Genomic DNA, 23,041 nt, shown 5'->3' on the forward strand with positions numbered 1-23,041 from the left:
AAGGCCCTCCTTTGGTGCTGCGCTTAGTTAATTAGTTATTGCCCTTGTTGAGCTGGTTGCGCAACTGGTCAAAGTAATCGCGCGCGCTCTGCGGCTGGTTGTTGCCCTGGGGCGGGGCCGGGAAGCCCGAGAACTGACCAAAGCCCTGGCCCTGCTGTGCGTTCTGCACCTTTTCCTGAGCCTGTTGCTGTGCGCGCTGCGCCTGCTCCATCAGCTCAGCATCGCGGCGGGCACGCTCATCGCGCTCGCGGCGCTCCTGCTCCTCACGGCGGCGACGCTCAGCAGCGGCGTTCTCGCGGCTGTGCTTTGCTTCGCCGGCCGGCACCTTCGGCTTCGGAGCTTCGTTAATAGCGTTGGTGGACAGCAACGTATCGCGCATACCGCCGAAGAGATCCTGCATGCCGCCCGGGTTAGACGGCATGTACAGCACGTTGGTGTGGGCGCGGTCGGCCACATCCACCATGGCGTCGAGGTACTGGGAGACCAGCATGAGGGTCTCGGGGTTCTCCTGCACGCCGGCAGCACGCAGCAGCTCATACTGCTGGGCAATACCTTCGACGATCTCCTTACGTTGGTCAGCCACACCGCGACCCTGCAGCTTCTTAGCCTCGGCCGCACCCTCGGCTTCCTTGACCACGCGGATCTTCTCGGCCTCCGCCTGAGCCACGGCTGCCTCGCGCTCACGCTGCGCCGCGTTAATGGAGTTCATGGACTCACGCACGCGGGCATCCGGACGAATATCGGTGACCAGGGTATTAACGAAGTTCCAGCCGTAGGCGGCCATGTTATCGCGCAGGGACATCGCCACGTTGCGGGCAATAGTGTCCTTGGAAGAGAAAGAATCGTCCAGGTTCATGTTTGCCACGGAAGAACGGACGTTGTCCTGGACGTAGGCCACGATCTGCTGCTCGTGGTTGGACAGAGTGTAGAAAGCCTGACGCTCGCTGCCCTGGACTACTTCGTACTGCACGGCAACCGGGATCTGGACGAAGACGTTGTCCTTGGTCTTGGTTTCTACCATGACATCGAGCTGACGAATCTGCAGGCTGATCTTGGCGCGCACGCGGTCGACGTAGGGCAGCTTGAAGTGCAAGCCTGCGTGAGCCACGGTCACGAACTTACCCATGCGCTCAATGATGGCGGCTTCCTTCGTCCGGACGATGAAGAAACCGTCGAAGGCGGTGGCAATAATAAGTAGGAGAATCACGCCAATGACGATGAGACCGGCCATAGGCTTATCCTTTCTGCTCGATTTAAATTTTCCTAACCAGTGTGCCACACGGTGACCACCACCACATCCCGAAGGAGATCACTCCCCGAGCTCACTCGGAGCCTTTAATGCTCGTCAGCCGCTCGGAAGAGCTCACCCAAAATCCCCGCGCCGTCCTCACTAATCCCGTTGTGCTGGAAGCGGTTGGTCACCACTGGGCGCAGGTCGCGGTAGGTCTCCCCTGTAGCCAGGGAATCCTCGAAGGGCACGAAGATATCGTCGAGGTAGATGGCGGCGGAGGCGGTCACGGGGGCGTCGGCAAGCGCAGCGGCGTCATACGGAGAGCTTGCCCACTCGTGGGCGGCGAGCTCCTCGGCGGCCTGCTTGAAGGGGCGCAGCGCCGGATCCTCATCGAATTGCCAGGGGAAGATGTGCTCACCAGTGAGATAGGTACCGTCCTCGGCAAACTCGGGGAATTCCTCGCGCACGCGGTGAGCAGCCCAGCCGGTGACGGCCTGGCCGCCGACGCCGCCGTAGATAGATTCATGGATGGCCGCATACAGCGGGCCAGCCTGGAAGCTCACGCGCTGCCCCACGTCGTTGAGGAAGTCCGAACGCAAGCGCTTTTCGCCGTTCACCGTCCGGAAAGGCTCCTCCAGCAGGTAGCCCAAAGAATCGAAGCCAGTGCCGCGGCCCAGCTCAATTCCGATGGTGCGGAAGCGGCGCGACGACAGGCGCTCCCCTGTCGGCAGCAGCTCCTCCGAGTTGTCTAGGTGGTGGAGGATTTCCTCGATGCGCGCTTGTGCCCACGGGAACTGGGCATAGAAGCGTTCGTGGCGCACCTTGAGCTTGGCAAAAGTCGTACGGTAGAGATCATCAGCGCCCTTGGTCAGGGTGGGCAGTCCACCAGTGAGGAAGGCACGCCCAATGGAATCAGGGAACATCGAGACATAGGCGGTGATGATGAAGCCGCCGAAGGATTGGCCGAAGAGATCCCAGGATTCCTCGCCGAGGTGCTCGCGCAGGCGCTCGGCATCGCGCACGATATTTTCTTGCCGCAGCTGCGCCAGACGCGCAGCGCTGCGATCCTCAGCCGGGCTGAGCTCGTCAATGCGGTGGCTGCGCCCGGTGCCGCGCTGGTCCATGAGGATCCAGCGGTAGCGCTCCAAGCCCTTCCCGATGAGTCCGGAAGCACCCGTCGGCCGCGGCGCCGGGAAGCCCGGCCCGCCCTGGTTATAGAGCAGCGCCGGATAATTCTCACCGCCGGGCGGGATGATTTCCCGGGCGTAGAGCTCGAACTCCCCCGCGGCGGGATTGTCATAGTCCCAGGGGACGGTGATGGTGTGTTCCTTGATGGTGTGGCCGAAGCGTTTCATGCTTCTAGTAGACCACGAAACCTTCCTTGCGGAACACCTCGCGGATCTCCTCCACGTCTTCCGGCTTCGGCGGCTTTGTATCCTCCAGGGTGTACGGGTAGCCCAGCTCGTGCCACTTGTCCGCGCCCATGTTGTGGAAGGGCAGCACCTCGATGCGCTCGATATTGCTCTTCCAGCGGGAGACAATTTTGGCCACGTTGGCGACGTTCTCCGGGGCGTCGGTAAGCCCCGGCACCACCACGAAGCGAATCCAGACCGGCTTGCCGATGGCATTGAGGCGATCCCCAAAGTCAATCGTCGGCTGCAGCTCGCGGCGGGTGACCTTCTTATAGGTCTCCTCGTCACCGGACTTGACGTCCAAGAGCACCAAGTCGATATTGTCCAGGTCCTCATCGCGCAGGCGCGCGCCGAGGTAACCCGAGGTGTCGATCGTGGTGTGGATGCCTGCATCGTGAACTTCCTTGAGCAGGCGCCGCGCGAAGGCGATCTGGAAGAGCGGCTCACCACCCGAAATGGTCAGCCCACCACCGGAAGCCTTGAAGACGGGCTTATAGCGCTTGATGCGCTTGACCACATCCTCGATGCGCTCCAAGGTGCCGACCTTCATCTCCATGGTGTCGGGATTGTGGCAATACTGGCAGCGCAACGGGCAACCCGACATGAACATGGTCATGCGGGTTCCAGGCCCATCCACGGCCGTCACCAGCTCCCAGGAGTGCACGAGCGCGACATCACCAGAGCGGCGAGCCTGCATCAACTCTGGGCGGGTGTAACCGTCGAGGTCGTTGTCCGTTCCTAAACCGGCGGCGGCGCCGCGCACCTTCTCCCCTTCTTCTGGGGTAAGGCGCACGACGCCGGTAATGCCATCTGCCATTTAGGAGCCCTGGTGGAAGGTACGGGAGATGACGTCCAGCTGCTGCTCGCGGGTGAGCTTCACAAAGTTGACCGCGTAGCCGGAAACGCGGACCGTGAGGTTCGGGTACTTCTCCGGGTGCTCAACGGCGTCCTCCAGGGTGGACTTGTCCAGGACGTTGATGTTGGCGTGGTAGAGGCCCGAGTTCATGTTGTTGGCGGTGCGGTTGGCCTTCATGGAAGCGAGGCGCTCGTCGAAAGTTTTGGTTGCCATGATGTTTTCTCCTTGGGAAGTAGTGTGGAGGTGGTCTATTCGGAATCCATGATGAAGCCGGCGTCGAGGACGCCCACCAGGTTGGTGATGCGCTCCTCCTGGGTGCGGCCCAATCCGGACGGGGTGATGGTGTTGGTCAGCGAGATGCCGTCGAGTGCATCCTTGTAGTCCAGCTTGCCTACCGACAGCATGGAGGCAACCATGCCGTGGCTATCCGCGCCGTTCTCCGGGTTTGCGCCCGGCGCGAACGGGGTGCCCGCCTCGTGGCCGGATGGGAAGGAACCGGTGGCCTTGCCGTAGACAACGTTGGAGGTAATGGTCAGCACCGACTGGGTCGGGATAGCGTTGCGGTACATCGGGATGGCCTTAATCTTCTCCATCACGGTGTGAACGATGGTGGCGGCGATGTCATCGGCGCGGTCGTCATCGTTGCCGTAGAAGGGGAAGTCACCTTCCGTCTTGTAGTCCACGATAAGACCGGTCTCATCGCGCACCGGGTAGACCTTGGCGTACTTGATGGCGGACAGCGAGTCAGCCACGATGGACAGACCGGCGATACCGCAGCCCATGGAGCGCACGATATCGGAATCGTGCAGCGCCATCTCGATCGACTCGTAGGCGTACTTGTCGTGGCAGTAGTGGATGATGTTGAGGGCCTCAACGTAGGTGCCCACAACCCAATCCAGCATCTCCTCGTACTTCTGCCAGACCTCATCGAAGTCGAGCGGTCCATCGCCCTTGATGGGCTCGTAACCGTCAACCACCTGCTTGCCGCTGACCTCGTCGCGGCCGCCGTTGATGGCATAGAGCAGGGCCTTCGCAGCGTTGACGCGGGCACCGAAGAACTGCATTTGCTTGCCGACGGCCATCGGGGACACGCAGCACGCAATTGCGGCGTCGTCGCCCCACTGCTCACGAATCTGCTTATCGGACTCGTACTGGATCGAGGAGGTCTCAATCGAGATGTGGGCGCAGAATTCCTTGTAGCCCGCCGGCAGCTGCGGATCCCAGAAGATGGTGATGTTTGGCTCCGGGGACGGGCCCAGGTTGATCAGTGTCTGCAGCAGACGGAAGGAAGTCTTGGTCACCATGTGGCGGCCATCGTCGCCAAAGCCGGCATCGGACCAGGTTGCCCAGTACGGGTCACCGGAGAAGATCTGGTCATAGTCCTCGGTGCGCAGGAAACGGACGATGCGCAGCTTGAGCACCAGCTGGTCGATGATTTCTTGGGCGTCTTCCTCGGTGATGATGCCCGCGTTCAGGTCGCGCTCGAAGTAGCAGTCGAAGAATGCGGAGAGGCGGCCGATGGACATGGCGGCGCCGTCCTGGGACTTAATGGAGGCCAGGTAGCCAAAGTAGGTCCACTGCACTGCCTCGTGGGCGGTCTTCGCGGGCTTCGAGATATCGAAGCCATAGGACTCAGCCATGACCTTGAGCTTCTTCAGAGCCTTGATCTGCTCGGCGTGCTCCTCGCGGTAGCGTGCCCAGTGCTCGGAGAAGCCGAGGTCCCCCACCGCATGCTTGGATGCTTCCTTCTCAGCAATGAGGAAGTCCACGCCATAGAGAGCCACGCGGCGGTAGTCACCGATGATGCGGCCGCGGCCATAAGCATCCGGCAGGCCGGTGATGATGTGAGAGGAACGCGCTGCGCGGATGCGCGGGGTGTAGATATCGAAGACTGCATCGTTGTGGGTCTTGCGGTAGCGCGTGAAGATCTTCTCGATCTCCGGATCGGTTTCCTTACCGGCTTCCTTAATGGCCTGCTTGACCATGCGCCAGCCACCGTTGGGCATCATGGCGCGCTTCAGCGGAGAATCCGTCTGCAGACCCACGATGACGTTGTCATCCTCACAGATGTAGCCGGCCGGGAAAGCATCGATATCGCTCGGGGTGTGGGTGTCCACGTCGAAGATGCGCTTCTGGCGCTCGACGGACAGGTAATTCTTCTCCAAATGATCCCACACGCGCTGCGTCTTCTCGGTGGGCCCAGCGAGGAAGGAGGAGTCCCCGTCATAAGGGGTGTAGTTGCGCTGGATAAAATCACGAACGTCAATGTTTTCAGTCCACGGGCCGGGCTCAAAGCCCTTCCATGCCTCGAACTGCACAGACTGTTCCGTTGCGGTGGTCACTATTTTGACTCCCTTCATAGTTCGCACGACGCGTAACACTTAGTCGCAGAAGGGCTGTGGGTGACTTCGGCTCACGGGCCATTCGGTCAACACGTATCGTCACCGAACCCCTCTCTGTAGCCCATAGTAGGGGTACAACCGCATAACCTCACATCGGCAAATGCGGGCCCCATGCCACCGAACGGGCTGGTTTTAGCACCACACTGGTCAGCTCTCTCATAGGTAACGACCGTACGGTTGGATGCGGGGGTAAATCACCCCCTGACGTGGCCTTTCCCACACCTTCCAGGCGAGTTCTTGGTGCCTGTCCGCGCCGCGCTCTATTGTTATGCGCAGTATCCTCGTCTCGCCCTTCAGCAAGGAGCTCTTTGCGTGTCTGACACCGCCGCTACCGCTAGCCCTGCCACCACCCCAACCCATCCCGTTGATGTTGTCCCGCCAGCGCCCAAGCTGGCAGCGCTCGGACTTCAGCACGTTCTCGCTTTCTACGCGGGCGCGGTCATCGTCCCGCTGCTTATCGCGGGTTCGCTCGGGCTGGATGAGGCCACCACGATCCACCTCATCAACGCTGACCTGTTGACCTGTGGTCTGGCCACGTTGATCCAGGCGGTGGGCGTCGGCAAGCACATTGGCGTCCGTCTGCCCATCATCCAGGGCGTAACCACCACGGCGGTGAGCCCCATCATTGCCATCGGCATGAGCGCTGGTGACCAGCCGCTGCCCACGATTTATGGCGCAATTATTGCTGCCGGTATCTTTACCTTTTTCGCTGCGCCGGTCTTTGGACGCGTGCTCAAATACTTCCCGCCGATTGTCACCGGCACCGTACTTCTGGTCATGGGTACGTCGCTGCTGGCGGTTTCTGCCAATGACTTCGTTAATTACGCTGACGGGGTCCCGGCCGCACGCGATCTGCTCTATGGCTTCGGCACGCTCACCATCATTATCATCGTGCAGCGTTTCTTCCGCGGCTTCCTGGGTACTCTGTCTGTGCTGCTTGGTTTGGTCATCGGTACTTCCGTGGCCTTCGCACTGGGCGATACGTCCTTTGACGGCGTGCGTGAAGCCGATGCCATCGGTATGACAACACCTTTCTACTTCGGTATGCCGAAGTTCGACATCATGGCGATTCTTTCCCTCATCATCGTCATGATCATCACCATGGTGGAAACCACCGGCGATGTCTTCGCTACCGGTGAGATTGTGAAGAAGCGCATCAAGCGCGATGACGTAGTGCGCGCCATTCGCGCCGATGGTCTCTCCACCACCCTTGGTGGCGTGATGAACTCCTTCCCCTACACCTGCTTCGCGCAGAACGTCGGCCTGGTTCGCCTGACTGGTGTGAAATCCCGCTGGGTAGCCGTGTCCGCAGCGGGCTTCATGATCATTCTGGGCCTGCTACCTAAGGCCGCAGCTGTTGTGGCGGCTATCCCCTCCCCGGTGCTCGGCGGCGCCTCCCTCGCTCTGTTCGCCAACGTTGCCTGGGCCGGCCTGCAGACCATTGCGAAGGAAGACATCGCCGACGGACGCAACGCCGCCATCGTTACCACCGCGCTGGGGCTGGCCATGCTCGTCACCTTCAAGCCGGACGTGGCCACCGCGTTCCCGGAGTGGGCGCAGATCTTCGTCTCCTCCGGAATGTCCATCGGCGCTATCACCGCGATTCTGCTCAACTTGCTCTTCTTCCACGTCGGCTCGCAGTCCGGCGATGATGTCAGCCGCCTCGACGGCGCCGGCGTCTCGCTCAAGGAGCTCAACGAGATGGACCGCGAGAGCTTCGTCAGCGCTCTGCGCCCGCTCTTCAACAACGAAACCTGGCCGCTCGAAGCCGCCTGGGAACTGCGCCCCTTCCAGGACGTCAGCCAGCTGCGTGAGGCAATCCAGGTCACGGTACTCACCGCTCCGAGCGACCAGCGCCGTGCACTGATCCACGACTACCCGGCGATGGATGAGCTGCTGCTTGCCGACGCCTCCACGGCCGCCACCATCTCCGCCGACCGCGGTTCCCTGGCCCTGGATGACCTCGACGATGTTCAAACGCAGCAGCTTATCGACGTCTCACAGGCCTATCGCGAGCGCTTCGACATGCCGTTCGTGGCATACCTGGACACCAATGACTCGGCCGATCGCGTGATCGATGCGGGCGTGCGCCGCTTGTCCAACTCGGATGAGCTGGAGCAGCGCGTGGTCTTGAGCGAAATCATCGAGATTGCCAATGACCGCTTCGATATCCTCCTTGCGGACGCTAACCCGGTGCGAGCTTACTGGGACCGCAAGTTCACGGAGGTGGAATGAACATAGTTCATTCCACGTACGGGGGACACTCGACGTAGAAAAAGGATCATTCCACGCAAAAGGTCACTCGACGTGAGGACTAGCTGAACTCCATGGTGACCTGGGCCTCGGGGTCAACGCCACGGATGATGCCCTCATAGAAATTGCGAGCTTGGTCCTGCAGGAGCTCGCGGTTGTCGTCGATGTCCTTGCGCTTCTTATCGGCGCTGAGGACATCCGACACTGTAGATGCGGCGTCGATCGGCTGGGTGGTCCAGCTGAGTACGCCGTTGTTTTCCACGGCAGTCTTGAACTCCTCATCGGAATGCCCAATGAAGATGAAGTCCGGGATATGGACCGTGTAGGCATGCTCTCCGGTCTCAGTGACGCGAACGTCCTTGCCTTCGATACCAAGCTTGGCTTTATAGGAATACTGCACAAATTGTGTTCGGCTAGTCCACGGAACCTTCACGCCTAAGACCTGACCCACGGAAGATTTCTCCGCCAGCCCCTGGATACCCAGGCTGAGCAAGACCACCTGCTCTTCGCGCTGGACAGCCTTAACGACCTGCGTGTTGGTTGACTGCACCGGCGCGGTATAAACCTCGTGCGGCTGGCGCACGGCGTAGACACCAAGCGCAGCGCAGGCCAGCGACAACAGCACCACGAGGGCGATGAGGGTGGTGCTTAGTTTGCGAGGAGACATAAAGCCCGTCCTTTGTGTGATTCAGAAAAAGATGCCTTCTAGACTAGCCCTTCGATCTGAACCCAGCCCCACACACAATGCTTTTACCTTGCTCTGATGAGGGCCTGCTGATCCACGAAGGCGCCAAAGGCCATCAACAAGGTGTCAAGCTCCGTGCGCAAGTGGCGGTGCATAACCACCGCCCCAGAACGCCGAAGCCGTTCTTCGGCAACCCCGTTGACGTCGCCTAGCACCAGCACCACGTGGCCGGGGAGGACGCCATCGAATTCTGTGGCGTCGAGAACCACACCATCGCACGCGCGTGCTTCCTCTTCCGTACTGATCCACCGAACACGCACTCCGTGTGGTGCGTAGCGTGCCACATCCGCAGCCAAACGCTCGCTCATTAAAAGCCCGAGAGTTACTGTCATACGCATTTCAATCACCTGTCCTGAAGCCTTGTGACAAGGGCTTTTACCTTGCCTAGCCACAGAATAAAGATTGAAACGTTCACTGTATATGGTCGTTTCAGTTCTATATGATCAGGGCCATGGACAAGGAAGAACGCCAGCGCAGAATCATCTGGGCGGTTGACTCGGGGAGCAAAACGGTCAGCCAATTACAAGAACTCACTGGGGCCTCCGCGATTACCATCCGCCGAGATCTCACTGAGCTGGAAGAAGCTGGGGCCCTCACGCGCTTTCATGGCGGCGCTCGCCCCGCTGTGCGACGGGGTGCCCGCTATCCCCTAGAGGTTCGCCGGAAAGAAGATCCCGCCGGCAAACGTGCGATCGCTGTGGAGGCTGCCCGTCTTGTTGAACCAGGCTCCTGCGTGCTCATTGACTCAGGGACCACGCCGACAGCCGTTGCCCGCAACCTCGCCGGCATGGACATCACAGCACTAGCAATGTCTCTGTACGCGGGCGCAGCATTAGCCAAGACGCCGGGCAGCGACGTCCTAATTCCAGGCGGAACCGTCAATAGCGACGATCTTGCGGTGTACGGGGCAGAAGCGGTTGACACAGTCATGTCCATGCGCTTCGACTTAGCAATCGTGGGTGTCTGCGCGTGCACTCCGTCGGTGGGCCTTATGTCCCCGAACCTTACCGAGGCCACCATCAAACGGGCCTACTTTAAAGCGGCCCGACGTGTCATCGTTGTCACCACACCAGAGAAGTTCACCCGCATGTCGGCCCACCGAGTGGCCACCTTTGACCAGGTCGACACGGTCATCACAACAACTGACCTATCCCCGGACATAGCCCAGGACGTGGTCGATTTTGGCGCCAACCTCACGATGGTGCCGGTAGAAGACTCTTAAAGCTGGAACTGCTCAACAACTTCAGTGCGGCGCTTGTGCTCCATCCAGAAGGAAAGGAACGGAACAACACCGGCGAGCGCCGTGGTAAAGAGCTTGCCTACCGGCCACATTGCACGCGGACCGAGGACCAGGATGGATACGAGGTAGACCATGTAGGCCACGCCGTGCGCTTGGGCGATGAGCGTAGCCCACGATGGCATCTCCATCCCCACGCCGTATTGCAGGATCATGCGTGCGACAAGAATGAGAAGGAAAATACCGGTAATCGTGGCGGCAATGGAAAAGAACTTCAGCGGGCCACGGATACGCGCCTGACGGTCAGGATGGACAGCGTTGTTCACTGGGTTGCTCATAAATTCTCCTCTTCGGTGCCGCGACGGCGGCGCTGCTTGTTCATAGCGTTGAAGGTTTCCACATCAATCTGCGGACGGGGCGGTAGGAAATCTTCGTCGATTTTAGTCTCGGTGTGCTCCTTGGCCGCGCGCACGTCCTCTGCCTCATATTGGGCTGGCTCTTCTCCCCGCTCGAGAGCTTCGTTCTCGGCATCGATTCGCTCATTCTCGTAGCGCATGGCGGTGCGGTAAGCGTAAACAACAAATATCGCGAACAGCGGCCATTGGAAGGCGTATCCCAAGTTCTGGAAGGTTCCCGAACCGGAGCGGAACCGCGTCCATTGCCAGTAAGCAAGGAACAAAAAGAGCACGACGAAGAGCACGATGAGGACGATGTGCCACCATCGAACCTTCATCCGCTTTTTCGGTGCTGGGTTGGTGCTCACTCTGAACAGCCTACCCACCACGCCCAGAAAAGTGGATTTCCGTCTATGGCCTGCCGCCCTGTAGGCTAGTGACCGTTGCGCAGAGCAAAGAGTGCTCCGCAGCAACGAAACCAGCGCCCGTGGCGGAATTGGCAGACGCGCTAGATTTAGGTTCTAGTGTCTTATGACGTGTGAGTTCAAGTCTCACCGGGCGCACATAGTCTGACCCCGCACGGTTTCCGTGTGGGGTCTTGTCGCCACAGCGCTCGGCGAGCCCACATGGTTCTCTTCAGGCGGTTCCCCTCATCGGGTTCTTTTGGGGGGCAAAGAAGCCACCTAAAGCACTACAGAAGGTTCGTTTGGGGGCAGGCGAACCATATGAGTAGAACCATGTGCGGAGAGACCAAAGCCACAGGACCATCTGCGAGGTAGCTTCTGCATTTCCCCAGGTGGTCTTCGCAGAATGTGCGCAGGCGGTCCTTTTAGTTTGGTCCCCCATCAACCTGCCAAGCTAGCGGACGCCGAGGCTTGCGGATATTGCTCGGCGGATGCTGGGACTCGTGGTGATGGCGGGCGGAGGCTTAGGCTTGGCCGGCAAGCGCCGCTAAGGGTTCGCGCAACTGCGCCAGCGCGCGGCCACGGTGCGAAACCGCGTTCTTCTCCTCCGGGGACATCTCCGCAGCAGAGCGGGATTCACCTTCGGGCTGGAAGAGCGGATCGTAGCCAAAGCCATTCTCGCCCTGTGGGGAGGTGAGCAAGGAGCCTGGCCAGCGGCCCTCCACCACGTGTTCCTGCCCATCCGGGGTCACCAGCGCGCAGACCGACACGAAGGCAGCCGCGCGGCGCTCGGCGGGCACGTGGGACATCTGCCCCAGCAGCAGCCGGTTATTGGCTTCATCGTCTCCGTGGCCGCCCGACCACCGAGCAGAGAGCACACCTGGCATGCCGTTGAGTTCTTCCACCGCGAGGCCGGAATCATCCGCGATCGTCGCCAAACCGGTGTGCTCCACCCCGGCGCGCGCCTTGATCAGTGCGTTATCAGCAAACGTGCGGCCATCCTCCATCGGCTCCGGATAGGCCTCCACAGCGGACAGCGGGAGCAGCTCGATGCCTGCGATGCCGGCATCAGCGAGAATCTTCTCCAGCTCCTTGAGCTTCTTGGCATTATTCGAAGCGACGAGGAGCTTTACCATCCGAGGGCCGCCTTTTGAGCGTCGATAAGCTGGGTGCAGCCGGCTTGGGCCACGTCCAACATGTCGTTGAGCTCCGCGCGGCCGAACAGGCCGTGCTCACCGGTACCCTGAATCTCGACGAAGTCTCCGCCCTCCTGCATCACCACGTTGAGATCAACCTCCGCGCGAGAGTCCTCCTCATAGGGCAGGTCGAGGCACACGTGACCATCGATGATGCCAACGGAGACAGCAGCGATCGGATCCAGCAGCGGCTCGCCCGGGACGACACCCTCCTCCTTGAGGTAAGCAATCGCATCAGCCAGCGCCACATACGCGCCGGTAATCGACGCCGTGCGGGTACCGCCATCTGCCTGCAGCACATCGCAATCCAGCTGGATGGTGTTCTCCCCCAGCTCGGACAGGTCCACGGCGGCGCGCAGGCTGCGGCCCACCAGGCGGGAAATCTCGTGGGTACGGCCCTTGACCTTGCCCTTCATCGACTCGCGCGGCATGCGGTCGTGGGTGGCCGCAGGCAACATCGCGTACTCAGCAGTCAGCCAGCCTTCGCCGGAGTCCTTCTTAAAGCGCGGCACCCCGAATTCCACGGAAGCCGTACACATGACACGGGTGTTGCCGAACTCCACCAGCACCGACCCGGCCGGGTTGGTGGTGAAGTTGCGGGTAATACGAACGCTACGGAGTTGGTCGAGCGCGCGACCATCGGCACGAGTGAAATCAGTCATGCCCCTACCCTACCGCGCGTGCTAAAAGTCGAGCTCCATCCCAGCAGCACCGACGACAATCTCACCGTCGAACTCGCGGGCAGCGGCGGCATATGTTGCGGCGACATCGCCCCACGGCTGTAGGTGAATGAGCACCAGCTTCTTTACCCCTGCTTCGCGCGCCAGACGCCCGGCTTCTGCCCCCGACATGTGCATGTCCGGGGCCTTGTCCTCCGAGGTCTCGCCCCATGCGGCCTCACAGAGGAAAACATCCACGCCCTGGGCAGCTTCAACGAGTGCGGGCGTATAGGCCGAATCCGCGGAATAGCACAGGGTGGCGCTGGTCTTGGTGTGCTCCACCCGCAAGGCATATGTCTCTACTGGGTGAACTGTGCGGAAGGGGGTGATATAGACATCGTCGACAAGCTGGCGTTCCCGATCCACCCACGGGCTGAACGCAAACGTATCGCTCATATCATCCACCCCGTCCGGAGTATCCGAGGACAGCCGGCCCAGGTGGGTCTCAGTCGTCGACGGCCCGAGGCAGAAATTGCGGGAGGCTGCGGGTTCTGTGGGGTGGAAGCGGCGCCACACCATCAAAGACGGAAAGTCCAGGCAGTGATCGGCATGGAGATGAGTTAACGCCACGTGTGCATCGCACGGATCCTGGAGTTCCTGCAGGCGTGCAAGCGTACCCGGGCCCAAATCCATGATGATGGACGGAGCAGAGGGGAAAGACAAGAGATAGCCAGAGGCCGGATTACCCACAGTGGGCACCGAGCCGGAACAGCCTAGGATGGTCAGCTTCATGCGTTCAATAGTTCCACGAAACAATGGGGGATGCGGGATTTGGGTCGATTGTACATCCTCACCCGCTCTAAATCTTGGGCCCCAGGAAGCGCGCGGCAAAACGCTCGAAGGCGGCGTGGTCGCCAGTGCACTCGAAACTACGTGTGGGTGCCTGCCCCGCCGGGGCCAGCATGTCCGTGTTGGTGAGGATGCGCAACACATCCTTCGCAGTCTCCTCCGCCGAGGACACCAAGGTGACGTTATCCCCGATAGCGAGCTGGATGACGCCCGTCAGCAGCGGGTAGTGCGTGCAGCCAAGAACGAGCGTGTCGACGCCCGCCGACTGCAGCGGCGCGAGGTAGCCCTCGGCCACACCCAGGATCTGGCGCCCAGCGGTAATGCCGCGCTCGACAAAGTTCACGAAGTCCGGGCAGGCCACGGCCGTGCACTCAACATTCGGGTTGACGGCGAACAAATCCTGGTAGGCCCCGGAATTAATGGTTCCCTCCGTACCAATCACGCCAATCTTGCCGTTGCGGGTGGTGGCGATGGCGCGGCGCACGGCCGGGCGGATAACCTCCACGACCGGAATGGCATAGCGCTCGCGGGCATCGTGCAGGAAGGCGGCCGTGGCGGTGTTGCAGGCGATCACCAGCATCTTGCAGCCGCGCTCCACCAACTCGTCGGCGATGGCGGTGGAGAGCTCCCTCACCTCGGCGATGGGCCGCGGGCCGTAGGGGGTATGGGCGGTATCGCCGATGTAGATGATGGATTCGTCGGGAAGCTGCTCGATGATCGTGCGAGCGACGGTCAGGCCGCCCACGCCCGAATCAAAAATCCCGATCGGAGAGGTCGCGTCAGGCATTAACGCATCGCTCCCCGAGGCGCGGGCTTGACCTTCTTAATCGGGTCATCGGAGGTGATCACCATGCCCGCGACGATGCCACCGATGGCGCCGAAGAGGTGGCCCTGCCAGCTGACTCCCTCGTAGATCGGCAGCACGCCCCAAATGAGGCCGGAGTAGGCGAACCCTAGACCAACACCAATCAGGAACTGCCCCAGCGAGCGGTTAAAGATGCCGCGCACGATGAGATAGGCCAGCCAGCCATAGACCATGCCCGAAGCACCGATATGCGAGGTCCCCGGCCCGCCCAGCAGCCACGTGCCCACGCCGGCGATGAGCACCACGATGATGGTGACCTCCCACCATGCCTTGCGGCCCGACAAGCCGATCAGGAAACAAAAGATCGCACCAGGCAACGAGTTTCCGATGAGGTGCTCGAAGTTCGCGTGGAGCAGCGGCGCGGTGAAAATCCCCCAGATGCCGTTGAAGTCCAGCGGATGAATGCCGTACTGCCCCAGCTCGCTTCCAAAGAACAGGAAGTTAATGATGTGGATGATCCACTCGACGGCGAGGAATCCCACCGTGAGAGACGCGGCTGTTTTGAGGCGGCCGGCCCGCGTGTAGTTCTTCGAATCGCCTGTATTAAGGAGGGGCTGCTGTCCCTGTCCCGCGGCAGCGGGGCGGGGTTGGAAGGGGTTAGGCTCATGCGAATGCTGCTGGCCAAAGGGTCCACTCGTCGTCATAATGCCTCCAACTCTAGCAAGCCCGCAGCGAGGAATACGCCTCCAAACCCAGCCCTGGGCTTGCACTCACCACGGCGTCAACGATGGCTGCCTCCACGGCATCGGCAGCAGCTGCGCTTAACGACGCCAACTCCGCCGGGCCGATGCCCCGCTCCGCTGAGCGGACTCCCGAGGAGGCAGCAAACAGCGTATCCCCATCCAGCGGGGAATGCGCTGGGCGCACAGCGCGAGCGATGCCATCGTGGCCCGCGAGAGCAAGGCGCTTGGTCTGGGCCTTGCTTAAAGGCGCATCGGTCAACACCGCACCAATGGTGGTATTAAGCCGCGAGGATTCCGCGAATGACTCGGCCAGGCTGCGGGCTGCGGCAAACCGCTCAATGTCGACGGCTGGTACACCCGGCGCGCCAAACAAGCGCCCAGTCTCAGCATCAATCACCTGCCCCACCGGGTTCGCCACGACGACGGCGGCGACGGAGAACGAGGAGACGTCGACAAGCGCGGTGCCCACCCCGCCCCGCACCTTGCCGGCACAGGCCCCAGTGCCCGCACCCACGCTGCCACTCGTGGCGTCGTGTCCTGCCAACGCGGCGCGTAGAGCCGCCTCGCCATCTGCTGCCGAGGGACGCTGCGGCCCGGCGAGCAGGTCGAAGATGACCGCGCCCGGCACGATAGGAACGCGCGGGCCGGGGATCTCCTCCCCAAAGACGGGGAACCCAATCCCTGCTTCCTCCAGCCCCCGCATGACACCATCCGCAGCGGCCAGCCCAAAGGCCGAGCCGCCTGCCAGAAGAAACGCATGAACGCGCTCGACCGTGTTGTGTGGCTCTAAAAGATCCGTCTCGCGCGTGCCTGGGCCGCCGCCCCGCACGTCGACGCCGGCCACGGCCCCCTGCTCGCCGCAGTAAATGACGGTGACGCCGGTATCCTCACGTGTGACGTGGCCGACGGAAAAGCCCATGTCGGGAAGTGTGCGCACGGTGCTAGTCCATGAGAACGTCGAGCAGCGAATCCTGGCAGAATGCCAGCCATTCCACGAGCGTATCGCGGTCCGCCCCAGGGGTATCCTCCGGCACGTCCCCGGCGGCGATATAGAGGCGCAGATCGTTAAGCCCCGCGAGGAAAGCATGCGCCTCTTCCTCACTAATAGCTACCTCTACCCCGCCAGTCGGCCCCAGCGCGGTGTTAATGACCTGTAGGTTCTCCAGCTTGGCGCGCGCAATGTCGTTCTCATGGAGCGAGCGCATGAGGGAATTGTCTCCATCGAATTCCTCATCCCCCGGCTTCTTGAAGTCCGGAAAGAGGCGGGCCAGCGACGGGTCTTCGGGGGCTTCGGTGTGGCCGGTGGGCATGTCGAGCATGTCCGCCAGCTCATCCTTCGGCGCCGACTGCGCGCGAGCGATGATGGCCTCAGACACCGTCGCGGTGAGGTCACCCAAGACTTCGCGCTCCATCGGCTCGAAAACAGCCGTGTACTTGGCGCCGCGCATGAAGGACTTTTTCTTCTTCCAAGCCTGCATAACCTACCCTGCCTGCTGCATTGTGGCCCAGAGGCCCGCGACCTGCAGCTTCTTCACGTCGGCTTCGACTTTGTCGCGTTCACCCGAGGACACGGCTGCCTTACCTTCGGTATGGACCTGCATCATCAGCTCGTTGGCTCGCTTCTTGTCATAACCTAAAACGGTCTGGAACACGTAGGAGACGTAGCTCATCAGGTTGACTGGATCATCCCAGACAATGCACATCCACGGCAGGTTTTCGCTCGTGGCGACGTCGACGTCAATCGCCTCATCCAGCTCCGGGGTGGCCATGGGTGAACTCATCACCACGCCCGCGGACGTTTCGTTGTGCGCTTTCATGCCCTCTACACTAGCTAAAATTCTCCGCGTCGCGAGCAGTTATACTGTCAGCGACCCTTAACCTGATTATCGTTTCCAGGTGGCATCAATGAATTCTTTCTCCCTTCCCCCAGCCGTTGTTGACATTCTCACGGGACGCCAACCGGCGAAGGAGGATGTCGTCCTCCTCCTGCAACGAGTGCTGACCGTGCTCGTTCTCGGCGGCACGCTCGTGGCTGCCGTATTGAGCCTGACCAACCCGTCGAACGACGGCAGCTCGACGGATGCGGAACCCCCAATGTCGGAGGCGTGCGACTACGAGCTTCCCGACGTTTCCGTCCAACGTCAGCTCAACACCATCCAAGAGGAGCTGATAGGTGCGCTCAACACCTGGCGTAAGGAAGACGGCCAAGCCCCACTGGTGCCCTGGATCGACCGCCAAACCGCAGCCCGCGAAAAGGCAGAGTGCAACGCGGTGACCAAGACGCAGGAGCCATCGGAAGAAAATGTGCAGATGGTTCAGCACCACCTGCCCGTGGACAAGGCCAGCGCATATGAATTCGTCGAGGCCTTCCGGGCCTCCCCCGACCACGTGGCCGCCCTGCGGGATCGCCGGATGACCACCGCGGCCGTTGGCGTGGCTTATAACGACGGCGAGGTGTACGTCGTCATTCAGCTTGAGGAATAGAACAGCTGATTTTTTAGGACGCCCTGAGTAGCATCTTCGATGTGACTACTACCTCAGATAACGTCCGGGATGCCGGAAACGACCCTGCAGATCGTTCCACGGCCCTTCTTACCGATAAGTACGAGCTGACCATGCTGCAAGCGGCGCTGCGCGATGGCTCTGCGCACCGCCAGGTAGCCTGCGAAGTTTTTGCCCGCCGCCTTCCCAACGAACGGCGCTACGGCGTTGTTGCCGGCACCGAGCGCGTTCTCCGCGCTGTCCGGGACTTCCGTTTCACCGCCCAGCAACTGGCGGAGATGGACTTCCTGGATGCTCCAACACAGGAGTACCTGGCCAATTACCGTTTCTCCGGGCAGATCGATGGCTACCGGGAAGGCGAGCTGTACTTCCCCAACTCGCCACTGCTGACCGTGCGCGGCACCTTCGGTGAGTGTCTCATCCTGGAAACCGTGATCCTCTCCATCATGAATTCCGATTCCGCAGTGGCCTCCGCGGCCTCCCGTATGGTGGTTGCCGCGGACGGCCGTCCCATCATTGAGATGGGCTCGCGCCGCACGCACGAATACGCTGCGGTGACTGCTGCCCGCGCCGCCTATCTGGCAGGCTTCCAGGCCACCTCCAACTTGGAGGCCGGCTACCGCTATGACATTCCGGTCTCCGGCACCGCGGCGCACGCGTGGACGCTGGCACACGTCAACGAGGACGGCACCCCGAACGAGGAGGCCGCCTTCCGCGGGCAGATCGAAACTCTCGGCGTGGATACAACCCTGTTGGTGGATACCTATGACATCACCAAGGGCGTGGAAACCGCCGTCAAGGTGGCCGGACCCGAGCTGGGCGGCGTGCGGATCGATTCCGGCGATTTGGCCGCGGTCACCCGCCGTGTGCGCAAGCAGCTCGATGATTTGGGCAACCACAACACCAAGATCGTGGTCTCCTCCGACCTGGATGAGTTCGCCATCGCCGGTCTGCGCGGCGATCCCGTCGACGTCTATGGCGTGGGCACCTCGGTGGTCACCGGCTCGGGTGCCCCGACTGCTGGCATGGTCTACAAGGTCGTCGAGGTCGATGGCCATCCAGTGGCCAAGCGTTCCTCCTCGAAGAAGTCGCAGGGCGGGTCAAAGCGCGCCCTGCGCACCTACCGCTCCTCCGGGGTGGCCGTCGAGGAGCTCGTGCTCCCCTTCTCCTCCGAGAACCCAGAGACCGGGACGCTGCGCACCCGCGAGATGACGGTGCCGCTGATGCGCGACGGCGAGATCCTCGACAATCTGCCTACCCTCGAGGAATCCCGCGAGTACCTGGCCCAGGCCATCACCACCCTGCCGTGGGAGGGCCTCGCACTCACCCGCGATGAACCCGCGGTTCCCACGCGCTTTATCGGCTTCGACGCTTAGGAAGTACGCGGGAGAAGACCGACTACACTGGCACCAATGCAGGACACAACGGTTGACCTCCTTGACGCCGCAGTCTCCGCCCTCGGCGGCTCGCGGCGCCCCGGCCAGGTGCGCATGGCGACGGCCGTGACCACTGCGTTGGAGAAAGAGCGCCACCTCGCCGTGCAGGCAGGAACAGGCACAGGTAAGTCCTTGGCCTACCTTGTGCCTGCCTTCCGCCACGCACAGGAAACCGGTCACACCGTCATCGTCTCCACCGCCACGCTGGCGCTCCAACGCCAACTGGTGGAGCGGGACCTTCCACGTCTGGCCGAGGCCCTCGAGCCGCACCTAGAAAAGAAGCCGACCTTCGCCATCATGAAGGGCCGCTCCAACTACGTCTGCCTCAACAAAGTCTCCCGCGCCGCTGAGCTTGAGGACGAGGACGCCTTGCTCGACGAAGACGCTGTTTCCCACCTCGGCCGCCACGTCCAGCGCGTCTACGAGTGGGCGGACGACACCGAGACTGGTGACCGCGAGGACTTGGAACCGGGCGTGCCAGACTTAGCGTGGCGGCAGGTATCCGTCACCTCGAACGAGTGCCTCGGTGCCACGCGCTGCCCGCACGGCGAAGACTGCTTCGCGGAGCTAGCACGACGCCGCGCGGCCGACGTCGATATCGTCGTCACCAACCACGCCCTGCTCGCCATCGACGCGGTGGCGGATATCAATATCCTGCCCGAACACGACGTCGTTATCATCGACGAGGCCCACGAGCTGGACGGCCGCATCACCTCGGTTTCTACCGCCGAGATCACCGGGCGCGCGCTCAAGATGGCGGCCAGCCGCGCCAAGTCCCTCGGCGCCAACGGTAAAGACCAGCGGCTGAGCGAGCAAGCCAACGAACTGAGCCAACTGCTCGCAGGGTTCGCACCGGGCCGCTGGACCGACCTTCCAGAGGAGGCCAAGCAGCAACTCATGGGCCTAGCGGATACCCTGGCCGATTGCCGCGAGACCATTGCCCGCACCCCCGAGGGCGAACAGGCCCAAGACCCGGAAAAGTTCGCCGAGCGCCAGAACCTGGCCAACCACCTCGCCAGCCTCGTCGAGGCCATCGCCCGCATCCTCGATGTCTTCGCCACCGGTGACCCCGCAGCACACGCCGACGTGGTGTGGCTGGAGCGCGATGAGCGCACGCTGAACGACACCCTGGCCGTCGCCCCGCTCTCTATCGCCGGCATGCTGCACGAAAAGCTTTTCGGCGAGCAGACCGTCGTGCTGACCTCCGCCACTCTGGCCCTAGGCGGGCGCTTCGACGCCATGGCCGCGCAGTGGGGCCTGCCGAAAGGCACGTGGGACAGCCTCGACGTGGGCTATCCCTTTGACCCCGCGCGCAGCGGCATCCTCTACACCGCAGCACACCTGCCGCAGCCGGGCCGCGATGGGCTGAGCCCCCAAACCCTCCAAGAGATCCGCGAGCTCATCATGGCCGCGGGCGGGCGCACGCTCGGGCTCTTCTCCTCACGGCGGGCCGCGCAGCAGGCAGCCGAAGAACTCAAGCCCACTATCCCCTTCGACATCTACCTCCAGGGCGAAGATTCCATCGGTGCGCTCGTGGACAAGTTCACGAAGAACGAAAACTCCTGCCTCTTCGGCACGCTCACGCTCTGGCAGGGCGTCGATGTGCCCGGCCCCTCCTGTTCCCTGGTCCTCATCGATCGCATCCCCTTCCCCCGCCCGGATAACCCACTCATGCAAGCCCGAACCGAGGCTGCAAAGGCGGCAGGGCGCAATGGATTCATGGAGGTTTCCGCGACACACGCGGCGCTGCTCATGGCCCAAGGCGCGGGCCGCCTGCTGCGCTCCACTGCGGACCGCGGAGTCGTCGCCGTGCTCGATAACCGTCTAGAGACCAAGCGTTACGGCTCCTACCTGCGAGCCTCCATGCCGCAGATGTGGCCGACGAGCGACCCAGAGGTCGTGCGCGGGGCACTCAAGCGCCTAGTCGAAGCCCGCTAGGGGCGAGGCAGCGCGCAGACCGTGGCTGAGTCCGGGGCGACCTCGGTGAAACCTGCGTCATGCACCACCACCGCATCGGGGCGCGTGCACGCCTCGGCAAAATCAGCTGGGGCAATCTCGCGCACGGACAGCGCGAAATCCTGCGCCGCCCAGGTTTCCACTTGCTCAACGCTCATCGCCGCGGCCAGCAGCATCGAGCCGTGCCCCACCTGCGCGGCGGCCTTTCCGGCACTCATAGTGAGGGAGGCGTCGATATAGATCACGGGGGCATCGGCACGCGCGGGCCCGGGTCATCCTGCGGGAGATCAGTATGGCCGATCTGCAGCTTGGCGACGAGCGGGTGCACATCCTGTACCGCCGAAGGAACGAACACCCGCGCGCGGTCCTCCACGGTGACGCCCGGGAGGGCCTGGACATCGCGCCACGCCTTGTTGCGCGCGCGGCGGGCCACCTTGCGGATGCGGTGGCCGTACCACTGCCCCAAGGCCTCGGCGAAGGCCCCATCCTGGCCGGCCCGATCGTCGAGGCAGAGCTTAACCACACCCCGCGCCGCTGCCTCCAGCACCTCCGTGCGCGTGGGCGGGTCTTGCTTGGGCAGGTTGAGCGCTATCTGCATCGCCTGGATGGTCTCGGGCTTGTCGGGATCCTCGGAATCATCGCGCCAGTTGCGCTCACTGCACGCATCCACGAGGCGCCGATGGGCCTCGCGGAGGTTATTCACTGGCGACTTCCTCCATGGGGATGCCGAGAATCTGCAGGATTTCGTCCATGTAGGGGTGGTTAACAGAGGTATCTGCCACCTCGCGCAGGGCGGGCTTGGCGTTGAAGGCAATGCCCAGGCCTGCAGCGGAAATCATGTCGATATCGTTGGCACCATCGCCCACGGCAACGGTCTGCCGCATGCTCAGGCCCGAATCCGCAGCGAACTCTCGCAGGAACATCTCCTTGGCCTTGCGGTCCACCACGTCCCCGATGACCCGGCCGGTGAGCTTGCCGTCCTCGATTTCCAGGGTGTTGGCGCGCACGTAGTCAAGGTCGAGCTCCTTAGCTAGATCCTCGAGGACCTGGATGAATCCTCCCGACACCACCGCAACCCGGTAGCCCATGCGCTTGAGCGTGCGGATGGTGGTGCGCACGCCGGGCGTGAGGCGGATATCGGCGGCGGTTTCCTTGATGACGGACTCGGGCAGACCTGCCAAGGTGGCGACGCGCTCGCGAAGAGACTCTTCGAAGTCCAGCTCACCGCGCATTGCGCGCTCCGTGACGGCGGCAACCTCTGCCTCCTTGCCAGCGTGAGCGGCCAGCATCTCGATGACCTCGCCGGTAATGAGAGTGGAGTCGCAGTCAAAGCAAATGAGGCGCTTCGAGCGGCGTTGCAGGCCGGAGCGCTCGATGGCGATGTCCACGCCCTGCTCCGTGGCCAAGCGGGCCAACATGGCGCGAACAGGGTCAGAGGAGCCATCGATCGTGATGTAGAGCTCCAGGCCGTTGAGCGGGTACGTGGACAGGCCGCGGATGCGGTCGATGTTGACATCGAGGTTGGCCAACTCTTTGGCAATCGCCGACATGTGGCTTGCGTTGACTTGACGGCCCAGCACCACGACGACGTGTGTCGAGCGCGGGCGGGAGGTGGCTTCCTCCTCCCGGGGCTCCACGGTGATGGACTGCGCATAGATGCTCAACGTGTTGCGCAGCCCCTGCTCCATGGCCTCCAGACGCGAGGCGCTGACACGGATGTACGCGGAGAGGGAGATGCGGCCGGAGAAGATGGCCTGTTCGGCGTCGACAAGCTCGACGTTATGGGAGCTAAGAACGCGGAAGAAGGCGGCAGACACGCCTGGTTTGTCGGGACCTGAGGCGGTGACAACGGCGAAAACTTGTTCACTTTGATTATCCACGGGCCTCATTATCGCACACCGCGATCCTGGAATCTCCACCAACGGCAAACGCCGCCACCCCATCGCTGTGATGGGGTGGC

General features: G+C 62.2%; 23 protein-coding genes, 1 tRNA gene and 1 pseudogene. 6 read left to right on the forward strand and 19 right to left on the reverse strand.

Annotated features, from left to right (window positions below; all coding sequences use genetic code 11):
- Nucleotides 1-31: 31 nt before the first annotated feature.
- The 5 genes from HMPREF2993_RS01750 to pflB all read right to left on the reverse strand — a co-directional run bounded on the left by HMPREF2993_RS01750 (nucleotide 32) and on the right by pflB (nucleotide 5,859).
- Nucleotides 32-1,231 (reverse strand): SPFH domain-containing protein, encoded by a 1,200-nt coding sequence (locus HMPREF2993_RS01750; protein ID WP_070700711.1) that lies wholly within the window; start codon nucleotides 1,229-1,231, stop codon nucleotides 32-34.
- 104 nt (nucleotides 1,232-1,335) lie between these two features.
- Nucleotides 1,336-2,586, reverse strand: coding sequence for an alpha/beta fold hydrolase (locus HMPREF2993_RS01755; protein WP_046647359.1), 1,251 nt, complete (start codon nucleotides 2,584-2,586; stop codon nucleotides 1,336-1,338).
- A 4-nt stretch (nucleotides 2,587-2,590) separates the two neighbouring features.
- Nucleotides 2,591-3,460, reverse strand: a complete 870-nt coding sequence (gene pflA, locus HMPREF2993_RS01760; RefSeq protein ID WP_070700714.1) for a pyruvate formate-lyase-activating protein — start codon at nucleotides 3,458-3,460, stop codon at nucleotides 2,591-2,593.
- The gene (gene grcA2 / locus HMPREF2993_RS01765; protein WP_070509749.1) at nucleotides 3,461-3,712 is read right to left on the reverse strand and encodes an autonomous glycyl radical cofactor GrcA2; all 252 of its coding nucleotides are present in this window, start codon (nucleotides 3,710-3,712) and stop codon (nucleotides 3,461-3,463) included. It abuts the gene before it with no gap.
- Between the two features lie 35 nt (nucleotides 3,713-3,747).
- Nucleotides 3,748-5,859: a formate C-acetyltransferase gene (gene pflB, locus HMPREF2993_RS01770; RefSeq protein WP_083318677.1), complete on the reverse strand. Its 2,112-nt coding sequence runs from the start codon at nucleotides 5,857-5,859 to the stop codon at nucleotides 3,748-3,750.
- Nucleotides 5,860-6,213: 354 nt separating this feature from the next.
- Here pflB and HMPREF2993_RS01775 point away from each other — a divergent pair, with 354 nt between their 5' ends.
- Nucleotides 6,214-8,136 carry a solute carrier family 23 protein gene (locus HMPREF2993_RS01775; RefSeq protein WP_070700719.1) on the forward strand — a complete coding sequence of 641 codons (1,923 nt, stop codon included), beginning with the start codon at nucleotides 6,214-6,216 and terminating at the stop codon, nucleotides 8,134-8,136.
- Between the two features lie 79 nt (nucleotides 8,137-8,215).
- On the opposite strand, the gene HMPREF2993_RS01780 is transcribed toward HMPREF2993_RS01775, so the two are convergent.
- Nucleotides 8,216-8,821, reverse strand: coding sequence for a hypothetical protein (locus HMPREF2993_RS01780; protein WP_070700722.1), 606 nt, complete (start codon nucleotides 8,819-8,821; stop codon nucleotides 8,216-8,218).
- A gap of 83 nt (nucleotides 8,822-8,904) precedes the next feature.
- A complete protein-coding gene (locus HMPREF2993_RS01785; RefSeq protein ID WP_230308861.1) occupies nucleotides 8,905-9,207 on the reverse strand; it encodes a hypothetical protein in 303 nt (100 codons plus the stop codon).
- 143 nt (nucleotides 9,208-9,350) lie between these two features.
- Between HMPREF2993_RS01785 and HMPREF2993_RS01790 the strand changes: the two genes are divergently transcribed.
- Nucleotides 9,351-10,121, forward strand: coding sequence for a DeoR/GlpR family DNA-binding transcription regulator (locus HMPREF2993_RS01790; protein ID WP_070700753.1), 771 nt, complete (start codon nucleotides 9,351-9,353; stop codon nucleotides 10,119-10,121).
- Here the strand turns inward: HMPREF2993_RS01790 and HMPREF2993_RS01795 are convergent.
- Both HMPREF2993_RS01795 and HMPREF2993_RS01800 read right to left on the reverse strand, forming a co-directional pair.
- Nucleotides 10,118-10,474, reverse strand: a complete 357-nt coding sequence (locus HMPREF2993_RS01795) for a DUF3817 domain-containing protein (protein WP_046647365.1) — start codon at nucleotides 10,472-10,474, stop codon at nucleotides 10,118-10,120. The two genes, HMPREF2993_RS01790 and HMPREF2993_RS01795, sit on opposite strands and share 4 nt — an antisense overlap.
- Entirely contained in the window at nucleotides 10,471-10,869 is a 399-nt protein-coding gene (locus tag HMPREF2993_RS01800) for an SURF1 family protein (protein ID WP_070700725.1), read from the reverse strand. The genes HMPREF2993_RS01795 and HMPREF2993_RS01800 overlap by 4 nt, the downstream gene beginning before the upstream one ends.
- A gap of 143 nt (nucleotides 10,870-11,012) precedes the next feature.
- Between HMPREF2993_RS01800 and HMPREF2993_RS01805 the strand changes: the two genes are divergently transcribed.
- Nucleotides 11,013-11,094 (forward strand) — tRNA-Leu (locus HMPREF2993_RS01805).
- A 365-nt stretch (nucleotides 11,095-11,459) separates the two neighbouring features.
- Here HMPREF2993_RS01805 and rdgB read toward each other — a convergent pair.
- The 8 genes from rdgB to clpS all read right to left on the reverse strand — a co-directional run bounded on the left by rdgB (nucleotide 11,460) and on the right by clpS (nucleotide 17,004).
- Nucleotides 11,460-12,071: an RdgB/HAM1 family non-canonical purine NTP pyrophosphatase gene (rdgB, locus tag HMPREF2993_RS01810; RefSeq protein WP_070700728.1), complete on the reverse strand. Its 612-nt coding sequence runs from the start codon at nucleotides 12,069-12,071 to the stop codon at nucleotides 11,460-11,462.
- Nucleotides 12,065-12,793 (reverse strand): ribonuclease PH, encoded by a 729-nt coding sequence (gene rph / locus HMPREF2993_RS01815; RefSeq protein WP_070516105.1) that lies wholly within the window; start codon nucleotides 12,791-12,793, stop codon nucleotides 12,065-12,067. Before rph ends, rdgB begins: the two co-directional genes overlap by 7 nt.
- Nucleotides 12,794-12,814: 21 nt before the next feature.
- On the reverse strand, nucleotides 12,815-13,582 hold the full coding sequence (locus tag HMPREF2993_RS01820; RefSeq protein ID WP_070680956.1) for an MBL fold metallo-hydrolase: 768 nt from the start codon (nucleotides 13,580-13,582) through the stop codon (nucleotides 12,815-12,817).
- Nucleotides 13,583-13,649: 67 nt separating this feature from the next.
- Nucleotides 13,650-14,426, reverse strand: a complete 777-nt coding sequence (murI, locus tag HMPREF2993_RS01825) for a glutamate racemase (RefSeq protein ID WP_046647371.1) — start codon at nucleotides 14,424-14,426, stop codon at nucleotides 13,650-13,652.
- Nucleotides 14,426-15,148: a rhomboid family intramembrane serine protease gene (locus HMPREF2993_RS01830; RefSeq protein WP_232751589.1), complete on the reverse strand. Its 723-nt coding sequence runs from the start codon at nucleotides 15,146-15,148 to the stop codon at nucleotides 14,426-14,428. The genes murI and HMPREF2993_RS01830 overlap by 1 nt, the downstream gene beginning before the upstream one ends.
- A gap of 13 nt (nucleotides 15,149-15,161) precedes the next feature.
- The gene (locus HMPREF2993_RS01835; RefSeq protein WP_049155735.1) at nucleotides 15,162-16,106 is read right to left on the reverse strand and encodes a P1 family peptidase; all 945 of its coding nucleotides are present in this window, start codon (nucleotides 16,104-16,106) and stop codon (nucleotides 15,162-15,164) included.
- 22 nt (nucleotides 16,107-16,128) lie between these two features.
- Entirely contained in the window at nucleotides 16,129-16,665 is a 537-nt protein-coding gene (locus HMPREF2993_RS01840) for a DUF2017 domain-containing protein (RefSeq protein ID WP_046647374.1), read from the reverse strand.
- 3 nt (nucleotides 16,666-16,668) lie between these two features.
- A complete protein-coding gene (gene clpS / locus HMPREF2993_RS01845) occupies nucleotides 16,669-17,004 on the reverse strand; it encodes an ATP-dependent Clp protease adapter ClpS (protein WP_049155733.1) in 336 nt (111 codons plus the stop codon).
- A gap of 88 nt (nucleotides 17,005-17,092) precedes the next feature.
- Between clpS and HMPREF2993_RS01850 the strand changes: the two genes are divergently transcribed.
- Genes HMPREF2993_RS01850 through HMPREF2993_RS01860 form a run of 3 tightly spaced genes read left to right on the forward strand, consistent with a single transcriptional unit; the run spans nucleotide 17,093 to nucleotide 21,063 of the window.
- On the forward strand, nucleotides 17,093-17,671 hold the full coding sequence (locus HMPREF2993_RS01850; protein WP_049155731.1) for a spore germination YkwD domain-containing protein: 579 nt from the start codon (nucleotides 17,093-17,095) through the stop codon (nucleotides 17,669-17,671).
- Between the two features lie 41 nt (nucleotides 17,672-17,712).
- Nucleotides 17,713-19,065, forward strand: coding sequence for a nicotinate phosphoribosyltransferase (locus HMPREF2993_RS01855; RefSeq protein ID WP_080975094.1), 1,353 nt, complete (start codon nucleotides 17,713-17,715; stop codon nucleotides 19,063-19,065).
- A 36-nt stretch (nucleotides 19,066-19,101) separates the two neighbouring features.
- Nucleotides 19,102-21,063, forward strand: a complete 1,962-nt coding sequence (locus HMPREF2993_RS01860) for an ATP-dependent DNA helicase (protein WP_070700730.1) — start codon at nucleotides 19,102-19,104, stop codon at nucleotides 21,061-21,063.
- On the opposite strand, the pseudogene HMPREF2993_RS01865 reads toward HMPREF2993_RS01860, so the two are convergent.
- Both HMPREF2993_RS01865 and serB read right to left on the reverse strand, forming a co-directional pair.
- Nucleotides 21,060-21,784, reverse strand: a pseudogene (locus HMPREF2993_RS01865) (peptidyl-tRNA hydrolase). The gene HMPREF2993_RS01860 and the pseudogene HMPREF2993_RS01865 overlap by 4 nt on opposite strands.
- Complete coding sequence (gene serB, locus HMPREF2993_RS01870) at nucleotides 21,777-22,970, reverse strand: phosphoserine phosphatase SerB (protein WP_070700733.1); 1,194 nt, start codon at nucleotides 22,968-22,970, stop codon at nucleotides 21,777-21,779. Before serB ends, HMPREF2993_RS01865 begins: the two are co-directional and overlap by 8 nt.
- Nucleotides 22,971-23,041: the final 71 nt, after the last annotated feature.

It is taken from the genome of Corynebacterium sp. HMSC068G04, from assembly GCF_001814885.1.
GTDB classification, from domain to species: domain Bacteria; phylum Actinomycetota; class Actinomycetes; order Mycobacteriales; family Mycobacteriaceae; genus Corynebacterium; species Corynebacterium hiratae.